The sequence below is a fragment of the Microbacterium sp. CH-015 genome (assembly GCF_049707015.1).
Classification (GTDB): Bacteria; Actinomycetota; Actinomycetes; order Actinomycetales; family Microbacteriaceae; genus Microbacterium; species Microbacterium aurum.
In genome coordinates this window covers 263923-275703 of sequence record NZ_JBNAFJ010000003.1, presented here as the reverse complement: position 1 = coordinate 275703, position 11781 = coordinate 263923, and the positions used below count along the sequence as shown (strand labels likewise).

At 68.0% G+C, this 11781-nt stretch carries 12 protein-coding genes; all 12 read left to right on the top strand.

The annotated features are described in order from the left end of the window. The first annotated feature begins 87 nt into the window (after positions 1-87). The 12 genes from ACPYN4_RS07810 to ACPYN4_RS07755 all read left to right on the top strand — a co-directional run bounded on the left by ACPYN4_RS07810 (position 88) and on the right by ACPYN4_RS07755 (position 11773). A complete protein-coding gene (locus ACPYN4_RS07810; protein ID WP_424446052.1) occupies positions 88-780 on the top strand; it encodes a hypothetical protein in 693 nt (230 codons plus the stop codon). A gap of 80 nt (positions 781-860) precedes the next feature. Continuing rightward, positions 861-1118: a type II toxin-antitoxin system Phd/YefM family antitoxin gene (locus tag ACPYN4_RS07805; protein ID WP_076688578.1), complete on the top strand. Its 258-nt coding sequence runs from the start codon at positions 861-863 to the stop codon at positions 1116-1118. Between the two features lies 1 nt (position 1119). After that, complete coding sequence (locus tag ACPYN4_RS07800; RefSeq protein WP_281652235.1) at positions 1120-1503, top strand: type II toxin-antitoxin system VapC family toxin; 384 nt, start codon at positions 1120-1122, stop codon at positions 1501-1503. Positions 1504-1774: 271 nt separating this feature from the next. Then, positions 1775-3643 carry a molecular chaperone DnaK gene (gene dnaK, locus ACPYN4_RS07795; RefSeq protein ID WP_281652236.1) on the top strand — a complete coding sequence of 623 codons (1869 nt, stop codon included), beginning with the start codon at positions 1775-1777 and terminating at the stop codon, positions 3641-3643. Positions 3644-3655: 12 nt separating this feature from the next. Continuing rightward, on the top strand, positions 3656-4300 hold the full coding sequence (locus ACPYN4_RS07790; RefSeq protein WP_424446051.1) for a nucleotide exchange factor GrpE: 645 nt from the start codon (positions 3656-3658) through the stop codon (positions 4298-4300). 8 nt (positions 4301-4308) lie between these two features. Next, positions 4309-5310, top strand: coding sequence for a DnaJ C-terminal domain-containing protein (locus tag ACPYN4_RS07785; RefSeq protein WP_281652238.1), 1002 nt, complete (start codon positions 4309-4311; stop codon positions 5308-5310). Positions 5311-5418: 108 nt separating this feature from the next. Continuing rightward, positions 5419-5853 carry a heat shock protein transcriptional repressor HspR gene (locus ACPYN4_RS07780; RefSeq protein ID WP_281652239.1) on the top strand — a complete coding sequence of 145 codons (435 nt, stop codon included), beginning with the start codon at positions 5419-5421 and terminating at the stop codon, positions 5851-5853. A gap of 46 nt (positions 5854-5899) precedes the next feature. Continuing rightward, a complete protein-coding gene (locus ACPYN4_RS07775; RefSeq protein ID WP_281652240.1) occupies positions 5900-7003 on the top strand; it encodes an alcohol dehydrogenase catalytic domain-containing protein in 1104 nt (367 codons plus the stop codon). 85 nt (positions 7004-7088) lie between these two features. Further along, a complete protein-coding gene (locus ACPYN4_RS07770) occupies positions 7089-8246 on the top strand; it encodes a DUF4185 domain-containing protein (protein WP_281652241.1) in 1158 nt (385 codons plus the stop codon). Between the two features lie 263 nt (positions 8247-8509). Further along, complete coding sequence (locus tag ACPYN4_RS07765) at positions 8510-9856, top strand: ABC transporter substrate-binding protein (RefSeq protein WP_281652242.1); 1347 nt, start codon at positions 8510-8512, stop codon at positions 9854-9856. An 85-nt stretch (positions 9857-9941) separates the two neighbouring features. Then, positions 9942-10886: a carbohydrate ABC transporter permease gene (locus ACPYN4_RS07760; protein WP_315551917.1), complete on the top strand. Its 945-nt coding sequence runs from the start codon at positions 9942-9944 to the stop codon at positions 10884-10886. Continuing rightward, complete coding sequence (locus ACPYN4_RS07755) at positions 10886-11773, top strand: carbohydrate ABC transporter permease (protein ID WP_281652244.1); 888 nt, start codon at positions 10886-10888, stop codon at positions 11771-11773. The genes ACPYN4_RS07760 and ACPYN4_RS07755 overlap by 1 nt, the downstream gene beginning before the upstream one ends. Positions 11774-11781: the final 8 nt, after the last annotated feature.

The following is an 11781-nucleotide window of genomic DNA, read 5'->3' as shown; positions in this document are numbered from 1 at the left end:
CGTCGGAACGCTACCGTATCCCCGCACGCACGCTACCGGATCGTTACACCGGCGCTACCCGAAGCGCCGGCTTAACACAACGACGCGATGATTCTGGAGCGGCTCGCGCTGGCGATCGCGGTCGTCCGGTCCCGCCGCGTCGAGCCTGTCGCGAGTGCCGTTGAGGTCCTGATCGACGGGTCGCGTCACGCCGACGAGCGCGAGCGCGCGCTGCAGCGGCTCCGCCTCGATCGTGCGCAGCCGTTGATGATCGTGGCATCCCACGGAGACGTTCCAACGCCCGTCGCGGGCGCGTCCACCACTCTCACGCTCCCGGACGGGTTGCTGCGCGCGACGATCGCGGAACCGTCCGCCGCGGTCTCGCCGGACCGCCCGGCCGGCGTCGCGGTCGCCGCGTCGCCGCACGCGCTCACCGAGGCGTGGCACGACGCGCGCTCGCTGCTGCGGTTGGCGAGTCCCCGGCATCCGGTCGTCCGTGACGACGAACTCGGCGCGCTGATCCTCCTGGTGCGCGCATACGACCCCGCCCAGCCCGCGCATCCCGACGTCGACGCGCTCTGCGAGCTCGATGATGCGACGCTCCGCGTCCTGGATGAGCTGGTCGCTGCGGAGAGCGTCCGTGCTGCGGCGACGGCGCTCTCACTGCACTCCACGCTGCAGGCGCGCCACGAGGCACTGGGCCGGATGCTGGGATACGACCCCCGGTCTGCGATCGGACGCACGCGGTACGAGACCGCGCGGCTGCTCAGCCGTCTGCGCGCGCCCTCCCGCGCAATCTGAGCGCGCGTCCGGGCTCGGCTCAGCGTCAGAAATCGGCGAGGGTCTACTATTTCTACTAGTTTGCGCGTACCTTGGCGGGTGTGGAGCGCGTGACCAGGACCGAGTTGAACCAGCAGACCGCTCGCGTGCTCGCGCGCGTTGCGGCCGGTGAGCGCATCGTCATCACCGACCGCGGCAGGGCGATCGCGCAGATCGCGCCCGTGCGCGAGTCGCGGTGGGAGCAGCTCGTGGATGCCGGCCGGGTCCAGCCCGCCACAGCCGCCGGCGCTCTGACGGTCCCACCGGTTCGCAGCGCCTCCACCGCGGCGGAGATCCTCGACGACATCCGAGGCGAGTGACGTGATCTACCTCGACACGTCAGCGGCCGTGAAGGCGCTGGTCGACGAGCCGGGCTCCGACCTCGTCCGTGCCGTCTTCGCGGCGGGAGATCCCTTCGTCTCGTCCCGCCTCCTCCGTGTCGAGCTGCACGCGGCCGTGAGTCGCCGATGGCTGGAGGCGTCGGGTGTCGACGAGCTGCTGGCGCGTGTGTCGCTGGTCGGCATCGACGACGAGCTCCTCGACCGCGCCGTGCAGCTCGGCTCCGGACTGCGCGCGCTCGACTCCCTTCACCTCGCGACCGCGGTGGACCTGGCCGCGGACATCGAGGGCATGCTCGGCTACGATCGCGAGCTGATCACCGCCGCGCGCCGTGAAGGGATCCCTCCGCACCCCGCCTGCGGCTGAGGCGGCGGAGGCGGTGCGCCACGCGGCGACGGATCCCGGACGACCCGCGTCGGCGCCGCCGTGCGCCGCCGGAGCGCGCCGGTCGCGTCTGCTCATGGCATGAGCCTCTTGCGCCGGACGCGGCGCCAGCATTCTGCAAACTTGATATGAGTCGTATCAAGTTCATTTGACATGGGGAATGGATGCCGGTAACGTGGCAGCCATCACAAGTTGAGCCATCGCGACTCAACCTCCAGACTTTCTCGATTCCGTTTCACGAAAGGAAACACACATGGCACGTGCAGTGGGTATCGACCTCGGGACGACGAACTCCGTCGTCGCCGTCCTCGAGGGCGGCGAGCCGAAGGTCATCACCAACGCCGAGGGCTTCCGCACGACCCCCTCGGTCGTTGCGTTCACCAAGGACGGCGAGGTGCTGGTCGGCGAGACCGCCAAGCGCCAGGCCGTCACCAACGTCGACCGCACCCTCACCTCCGTCAAGCGGCACATGGGCACCGACTGGAAGACGCAGCCGATCGACGGCAAGCAGTACACGCCGCAGGAGATCTCCGCGCGCATCCTCCAGAAGCTCAAGCGCGACGCCGAGCAGTACCTGGGCGACTCGGTGACGGATGCCGTCATCACCGTTCCCGCGTACTTCAACGACGCCGAGCGTCAGGCCACGAAGGAGGCCGGTGAGATCGCGGGCCTGAACGTCCTGCGCATCATCAACGAGCCCACCGCCGCCGCGCTCGCGTACGGCCTCGACAAGGGCAAGGAGGACGAGCTCATCCTCGTCTTCGACCTCGGTGGCGGCACGTTCGACGTGTCCCTGCTCGAGGTGGGCAAGGACGACGACTTCTCCACGATCCAGGTGCGCGCCACGGCCGGCGACAACCGCCTCGGCGGTGACGACTGGGACCAGCGCGTCGTCGACTACCTGATCAAGCAGTTCAAGGACACCACCGGTGTCGACGTCTCGAACGACAAGATCGCGCTGCAGCGCCTCAAGGAGGCCGCCGAGCAGGCGAAGAAGGAGCTGTCGAGCTCGACGAGCACCTCCATCAACCTGCCGTACCTGTCGCTGACCGACTCCGGTCCGGTGTCGCTCTCCGAGACGCTGACGCGCGCGAAGTTCGAGGACCTCACGAAGGACCTGCTCGACCGCACCAAGAAGCCGTTCGCGGACGTCATCCGCGAGGCCGGCATCACGGTCGACAAGATCGACCACGTCGTGCTCGTGGGTGGCTCCACCCGCATGCCCGCCGTGAGCGAGCTCGTCAAGAAGGAGACCGGCAAGGAACCCAACAAGGGCGTGAACCCGGACGAGGTCGTCGCCGTCGGCGCCGCCCTGCAGGCCGGTGTCCTCAAGGGTGAGCGCAAGGACGTGCTGCTGATCGACGTCACCCCGCTGAGCCTCGGCATCGAGACCAAGGGCGGCATCATGACGAAGCTCATCGAGCGCAACACCGCCATCCCGACCAAGCGCAGCGAGACCTTCACCACCGCCGACGACAACCAGCCGTCGGTCGCGATCCAGGTCTTCCAGGGCGAGCGTGAGTTCACGCGCGACAACAAGCCGCTCGGCACGTTCGAGCTGACCGGCATCGCGCCGGCTCCCCGCGGCATCCCGCAGGTCGAGGTGACCTTCGACATCGACGCCAACGGCATCGTGCACGTGTCCGCGAAGGACAAGGGCACCGGCAAGGAGCAGTCGATGACGATCACCGGCGGCTCGAGCCTGCCGAAGGATGACATCGAGCGCATGGTGCGCGAGGCCGAGGAGCACGCCGCCGAGGACAAGAAGCGCCGTGAGGCCGCCGAGGTCCGCAACCAGGCCGAGACGCTCGCGTACTCGATTGAGAAGCTCATCAAGGACAACGACGACAAGCTCCCCGAGGACGTCAAGACCGAGGTCCAGGCCGATGTCGACGCTCTGAAGACGGCGCTGGCCGGCGAGGACGACGACGCGGTGAAGAACGCGTTCGACAAGCTCAACGCGTCGCAGGGCAAGCTCGGCGAGGCGATCTACGCCTCGAGCCAGGCTGCCGGCGAGCAGGGCGACCCGAACGTGGGCCAGCCCGGCAACGGTGAGACGCCGAACCCCGAAGAGGACGTCATCGACGCCGAAGTGGTCGACGACGACGAGGACAAGAAGTAAGAGAATCGACACATGAGCGACAAGGACTTCGAAGACCCGATCGAGCCTTCGACAGGCTCAGGCCGGCGCGAAGTCCCCGGTGACGAGGGGTCGGAGGCGCAAGCCTCCGGCCCCGACTCGCATGGGGACCAGACGGATGCCGCGGCGGACGCCGACGGCGACGGCGACGAGCTGACGGTCGAGGACATCCTCGACGCGCCGCAGACCGATGAGGCCGCGGTCGCCGAGGCTTCCGAGGCGGCCCGCGACCTGCTGATGGACCTCAAGCGCGTGCAGGCCGAGTACGCCAACTATCGTCGGCGCACCGAGGAACAGCGTCAGGTCGAGATCGACCGCGCCAAGGGCTCGGTCGCCAAGGGGCTGCTGCCCGTGCTCGACGACCTCGACCGTGCCGAGAAGCACGGCGACCTCGCCGAGGGCTCGCCGCTGCAGGCCATCGCCGAGAAGCTGCGCGGCGTCGTCGCGCGCCTGGGCGTGGAGCGCTACGGCGAGGCGGGCGAGGCGTTCGACCCGCAGCAGCACGAGGCGATCTTCCACGCGCCGAACCCGGGTGATGTGGCCGACGGGACGATCCTCGACGTCGTCGAGGTCGGCTACCGGCTGGGCGACATCGAGCTGCGCCCCGCGAAGGTCGTCGTCGCCGGCGGAGCGGACTGAGGAGACAGATGGCCAGTCAGGATTGGTTCGACAAGGACTTCTACAAGGTCCTCGGCGTCTCCAAGGACGTCTCCGACGCCGACCTGAAGAAGACGTATCGCAAGCTCGCGCGCACGTACCACCCCGACCAGGCGCAGGGCGACGCCGCGAAAGAGGCGAAGTTCAAGGAGATCAGCGAGGCGTACTCGGTGCTCTCCGACAAGGATCAGCGCGAGGAGTACGACCAGATCCGCGCGATGGGCTCGGGCGGTGCGCGCTTCCAGGCGCCCGGATCCGGCGGCGCGGGCGGGTTCGAGGACGTCTTCAGCCGTTTCGGCGGAGGGCGCGGCGGCGGTTCGTACCAGCATGCCGACTTCGATGACCTGTTCGCGATGTTCGGCCAGCAGCGCGGTGGCGGGGGCTTCGGCTCGGGCCGGTTCGGGCAGTCGACCGGCGGATACCAGGGGTTCGGCGGTCCGCAGCGCGGGGCGGATGTCACTGCGCGCACGACCCTCGACTTCCAGACCGCCGTGCGCGGGGAGACGATCACCCTCGCGGGCGAAGATGGCAAGCCGTTCAAGGTCAAGATTCCCGCGGGCGTCTCCGACGGGCAGAAGATCCGCCTGCGTGGCCGGGGTCGCCCCTCGCCGGACGGCGGCGAGACAGGCGACATCGTCGTGCAGGTGAGCGTGCGGCCGCATCCGGTGTTCACGCGTGACGGACTGAACCTGCGGGTCACCGTGCCGGTCACCTTCACCGAGGCCGCGCTCGGCGCGACGATAGAAGTACCGACCCTCGGCGGCGACCCCGTGAAGCTCCGCGTCGCGCCCGGCACCCCGTCGGGGCGCGTGCTGCGCGTCAAAGGCCGCGGGGTCGAGACGAGCAAGGGCACGGGCGATCTCCTCGCAGAGGTCCAGGTCGCGGTGCCCGCGCACCTCGACGAGCGCGCGCGCGAAGCGCTCGAGCGCTTCCACGAGCTCGAGCCCAAGGAGAACCCGCGCGCCGACCTCATGAGCAAGGCGCGGGAGTGACCTCCGCCATGTCACGGATACAGGAGATCTCACGCACGCAGGGCAGGATGCCTGCCTGGCATCCTGTGCCCGTGACATCTCCTGTGCCCGCGACGCGGGAGGTGCGCGATGGCTGAGCAGCCCGACGAGGAGGCTCCGATCTTCGCGATCGCGGTCGCCGCGGAGCTCGCGGGGATGCATCCGCAGACGCTGAGGCAGTACGACCGGCTCGGCCTGGTCGTGCCCGGGCGCACGCAGGGCGGCTCGCGGCGGTACTCGCTGCGGCACGTCAAGCAGCTGCGCGAGGTCGCAGCACTCTCGGCCGAGGGCATGAGCCTGCCCGCCATCTCGCGCCTCATCGAGCTCGAGAACGAGACGCGGATGCTGCGGCGTCAGGTCGCCGAGCTCGAGCGCCGTCTGCAGGACGAGCTGGGCCGCCGCTCCCGCGTGTTCGCGGCGGGACCGAGCGGCTCGGTCGTCACGCTCCGCCACGGTACGCGCGTGCGCCGCGCGACCGAGGTCGTGCTGTGGCGGCCTCTGCCGCTACCCGACAGCGACGACTGACGCCCTGCCGGGTGGACTAACGTCGAGGGCGACGAGGAGGTCCCCCATGCAGATCACCGGCGCAGTGCTCGAGGTATCGGGCGCCGAGAAGCCGTTCGCCCAGACGCGCCCGCTTCGTGTCGCGACACTCGAGCTCGACCCGCCGCAGGCGGGCGAAGTGCTCGTCTGCATCGACGCCGCGGGTGTCTGCCACTCCGACCTGAGCGTCGTCGACGGCAACCGCGTGCGCCCGACGCCGATGCTGCTCGGCCACGAGGCATCCGGGATCGTCGAGCAGGTCGGTGACGGCGTCGACGACCTCGCCATCGGTGACCGGGTCGTGATGACGTTCCTCCCACGATGCGGCGAGTGCGCGGGATGCCGCACCGACGGCCGCCTGCCGTGCGAGGTCGGCTCGGCCGCGAACGGCGCGGGCACGCTCGTGGGTGGCGGCATCCGCCTGCACGGCGAGGCGGGAGGCGAGGTCTTCCACCACCTCGGCGTCTCGGGGTTTGCGAGCCACGCCGTCGTCAGCCGCACCTCGGTCGTGAAGGTGGATGCCGACGTGCCCGCCGAGATCGCCGCGCTCCTCGGCTGCGCCGTGCTGACCGGCGGCGGGGCGGTCATCAACGCAGGGCGGCCCGCCTCGGGCGAGCGGGTGATCGTCGTGGGGCTCGGTGGCGTCGGCATGGCGGCGCTTCTCGTCGCGGTGGCCGAGGGCCACGAGGTGATCGGCGTGGATGCCGTGCCCGCGAAGCTCGAGCTCGCGCGGGAGCTCGGGGCCACCTCGGCGCTCGCGCCGCAGGAGGCGTTGGATGCCGGCATCCGGGCATCCGTCGTGATCGAGGCGGCGGGCAGCGCCCGCGCGTTCGAGACGGCGTTCGCGCTGACGGCCCCGGGCAGCACGACCGTGACGGTCGGGCTTCCCGCGCCGGATGCCCGCGCGTCGCTGTCGCCGCTGACGATCACGGGCGAGGCTCGCACGGTGATCGGCAGCTATCTGGGCTCCGCCGTGCCCGCCCGCAACATCCCGCGCTATGTCGACCTCTGGCGGAGCGGCAGGCTGCCGCTCGAGCGGCTCGTGTCGAGTCGTATCCGTCTCGGCGAGCTCAACGAGGCGATGGACCGCCTCGCCGCCGGCGGCGAGTTGCGCCAGCTCATCACCTTCTGACGTTCGGCCGGCGCCCACGGGCCCCATCCCTTGCAATCGATTTCATGCTAGCCTGCCGGAACGCGACGATGCGAGGAGCAGCGGTATGGCCACGAAGCGCACCAGAATCGGAGCGGCCATCGCGGTCGCGGGAGTGGCGGCATCCGTCACCGGCTGTGCGGGGGGAGCCTCCGCAATACCCGAGGTGAACACCGACAGCGACAAGCCGTTCGTGCTCGACGGCGTCGAGAACCTCACCGAGATCGCGCAGCTGACCGGGCCGGGCGCGATCAACGACACGGCATCCGTCGGCGTCGCGGGTACCGACCTCGGTTCGATGACGAACATCGGCGACCGCACGTACTTCTTCTTCGGCGACACGTTCGGCGAGCGCGACCCCGACTCGTACGGCGGTCAGGGCGGGTTCTGGCGCTCGAATGTCTCGGCCTGGACGACCGACGACGACCCCTCCGACGGCATCACCTTCGACGGCTGGGCACCCGTCGACGACGTCGGGCTCGCGAGCGCGCTCATCGAAGGCGACCACGACCCGAACGACGGCGCGGGCGAGGTCACCAAGATCCCGACGTACGGGTTCGCGATCGGCGAGACGCTCTACGTCTCGTACATGTCGGTGAACTACTGGGGCGAGGCGGGGCAGTGGGACTCGACCTACGCCGCCCTCGTGAAATCGGATGATCAGGGCGTGAGCTGGCAGCCGGTCGACGGTCCGCGCTGGCCCGGCGACTCGAACTTCGTGCAGGTGGCGACGCAGCACGTCAGGGACGACGGCGTCGAGTACATCTACTTCTGGTGCATCCCCTCGGGCCGGTTTGGCGGGGTGCAGCTCATGCGCGTGGAGGCGACGACGGCAGCCGTCGAAGACGCCGCGGCGTACAGCTACTTCACCGGCACCGACTCTTCCGGCGCCGCCGTCTGGAGCGACGACCTCACGGCGGCCGAGACGATCGTGGACGGCACGATCGGTGAGCTCTCGGTCATGTGGTCCACGTACCTCGAGCGGTGGGTCATGACCTACTCGGATGCCGGCAACGCCTACATCCGTGAGGGACTGACGCCCTGGGGGCCGTGGGGCGATGCGATCGAACTCGTTTCGGCAACCGACTACCCGGGCCTCTACTCGCCCTACCTCAACCCCCGTTATGTCGCGAACGACGGCCGCACCCTCTACTTCACGCTGTCGCTCTGGGGGCCGTACAACGTGTTCTGGTTCTCGATCGATCTGGTTAAGCACCCGTTGTGAAATCGATACAAACTGATGGCACCCTCCGTATCCACCGGAAATCCGGGGCGCGGGAGCATCGGCTCAACCAGCTTGCCGCGAAGAAGTGGCGAAACGCCCCACACGAAGGATTGAGTTTGAAATCGATTTCTTCTAGTCTGCCTGTATTGAGATCAACGGCGATCCGCGGCGCAGACGCACCGTCCGCCTCTCGAAACCGCACGGGGCATCCCGAGCACCGAGTGTCGGCTCAGAGAAGAGCCGTGTTCCTGAAGGAGGGACCAATGCACAAGAGAATCGGCACGCTGACCGCCGCGATCGCAGCGGCATCCGCAGCAGCCCTGCTGCTCGCGGGTTGCAGCGGAGGAGGCGGCGGAGGTGGAGAGTCGGGCTCTGTCACGACGATCCAGTTCTGGCACCGCACGTTCACCCCGACGGAGAACGAGTGGTACGCCGACATCGTCAAGAAGTTCAACGCGGCCCAGAGCGAGATCAAGGTCGTCGACACCGAGGTTCCCGCTGACGCGTGGGACCAGAAGATGAAGGCCGCTCAGGCCGCCGGCAAGGCGCCTGACGTGTACACGCACGCGGGCTCCATCCAGGATGCCGTCAACGCCGGCCAGCTCCACGAGCTCAACGGCATCGTCTCCGACGACGCTCTCGGCCAGATCCTTCCGGCAGCGCAGTCCATCTCGGAGATCGGCGACAAGTTCTACGCGTACCCGCTGCTGCAGGAGCCGCAGGCGGTCCTCTTCTGGAACAAGGACATGCTGACGGCTGCCGGCGTCGACGCCGAGAACGGCCCGGCGACGTGGAGCGACCTGTTCGCGGCGTGCGCCAAGATCCAGCCGACGCTGCAGGAGGGTCAGTACTGCATCTCGCCCGCGGCAGACGCGGTGACCTTCGCCTGGTCGTCGGTCGGCCAGCAGTACAACTTCAACGGCCACCTGGCGCTGAAGGACGACTGGACGGCGCCCGACATCGACACCGACGGCTACCGCCAGCTCATGGCCAACTACAAGGAGCTGTGGGACAAGGGCTACATGCCCAAGCAGGCACTCGGCGCCTATGTCGAGGGCAAGGACTTCGGCGAGCAGAAGGTGGCCTTCAAGGTCTCCGGTTCGTGGATGATGTCCGAGATCGGCTCCGACTACAAGGATCTGCTCACCAAGACCGGCGTCGGCAAGTTCCCGGACGCGGATGACGCGGTCGGCAACACGGCCACCACGATGGGTAACTTCAAGTGGGTCATCGACGCGAAGACCAAGAACGCTGAGGCGGCCGGCAAGTTCCTCGAGTGGGCGATCGCGGGCGACCCCGAGAACGTCGTCCCGTTCTTCGTGAACACGCAGTTCACGAAGGTTCCCGTCCGCCAGTCGGTGCAGGATGCCGTCGCCGACGATGCGGCCGCTGCGGATGCCCCGTGGTCGGCGATCGTCACTAACGACATCGCACCCGACGCCATCCCCGAGCCGACGTACCCGTGGGACGTCTCGCTCGCCGTGGGCACCGCGATCGAGTCGGTCATGAAGGGCGCAGCCAGCCCGGATGACGCGATCAAGACCGCGGAGGACGCGATCAACAAGGTCATCCAGCAGCAGGATCTTCCGAGCAAGGCTCCGAAGAACTGATGACAATGGTCCGGGGGCTGGGAGTGCATCCCAGCCCCCGGACCCATGAACAGCCGCGAGGTGAACGATGACGACGATGCAGTCGATGGGTGAGCACGGACTCACCGAGACCCTGACCGTTCCGGAAGGCAAAGCCAGGCGGCGCGCGCGGGAGCGTGCACGGTACCGCGACACGCGGATGGCGTATCTGCTGCTCGTGCCCGCGGTGGTACTGCTCGCGATCTTCGTCATCTGGCCCGCGGTCTACGCCGGGTTCCTGTCCTTCCAGGACTGGAGCTTCTACAAGGACCCGCAGTTCGTCGGGTTCCGCAACTACACCAACGTCCTGACCGATCCCCTGTTCTGGGCATCCATCGGCCGAGGCTTCCTGTTCGTGCTCATGACCGTTCCCGTCATGCTCGTGCTCGCCTTCTTCTTCGCGAGCCTCGTGGTGAGCGTCTCGCGCCGCTTCGCGAGCGTGTTGAAGGTCAGCGTGTACATCCCGACGATCATCTCGGGCGTCATCACCTCGATCATCTTCGCGCTCATCTACAACTACTCCGGCGGCCTGCTGAACTGGCTGCTCGGCAAGATCGGCATCGATCCGGTCGCGTGGCTCGGCGATCCCGCGTGGGCGCTGCTGGCCATCGCGGTCCCGGCCATCTGGCTCGGCATGGGCCTGACCTCGCTCATCATGGTCGCGGCCATGGTCGACATCCCGACCGAGTTCTACGAGGCGGCGGCGATGGAGGGCGCGAACTGGGGGCAGAAGACCCTGTTCATCACCCTGCCCCAGATGAAGAACATCCTCCTGTACCTGCTCATCACCGGCTTCGTCGCGGCGATCCAGCAGTTCGAGCTGCCCCTCGTCATGACCGGCGGCGGCCCTCTCGACTCGACAACCCTGCCGAACCTGTTCATCTTCAACCACTTCCGCAACGACATCAACGTCGGCTACTCGATCGCGGCGGCACTGCTGCTGTTCGTCGTGCTGGGGACGGTGTCGGCGCTCGTGTTCCGCTTCGTCAACTCCGAAAGGCTGGTCGACTGATGTCCGTCATCACCCGGGACGTTCCCGTCGACACCGCGCGCGTGACGAAGCGCCGCGTCCAGCACGACGGCAAGTGGTGGGCGTTTGCCGTCGGCAAGGCGATCGTGGGCATCGTCTTCATCCTCGCGGCGCTGTTCCCCCTCGCCTGGATGCTGATCGCCGGCTTCAAGACCAAGACCGAGGTGCTCGCGACGCCCTTCCAGTTCTTCCCCGAGGTGTGGAAGTGGGAGAACTATGCGCAGATCCTCGGCGACCCGACCTTCATGCTCACCATGGGGTGGACCCTCCTCGGTGCCGTCCTGTTCACGCTGCTGGCGCTGACGGTCAACTCGCTCGCGGCCTACGCCTTCGCACGGCTGGACTTCCGTTTCAAGCGCACGATCTGGGTCGTCGTCATCACGACGATGTTCATCCCCGGCATGACGATCCTGCTCACGAGCTTCATCGTCGTCACGCGCCTCGAGATGCTCGACACCCTTGCCGTGCTCGTGATCCCCGGGGCGGCAAGCGCCGGCATGATCTTCTTCATCCGCCAGTTCTACCTGTCGATTCCGGCGAGTCTCGAAGAGGCGGCGATGCTCGACGGATGCGGGCGGTTCCAGATCTTCCTGCGCCTGTTCCTGCCGCTGTCGAAGCCGCCGTTCGTCGTGATGGGCATCACCGCGTTCCTCGCCTACTGGAACTCGTACGTGTGGCCGATCCTGACGATCACGAGCCCCGAGCGCTACGTCGTGCAGCAGTATCTCGCGACCTTCCGCTCGGAGCGCGCGACCGAACTGGGCCTGCTCATGGCGGGCTCGACGCTCGCCGCGGCGCCCGTCATCATCATCTTCCTGATCTTCCAGCGCCAGATCATCGGCAACATCAAGATGGCCGGCCTGAAATGAGCCCCGGC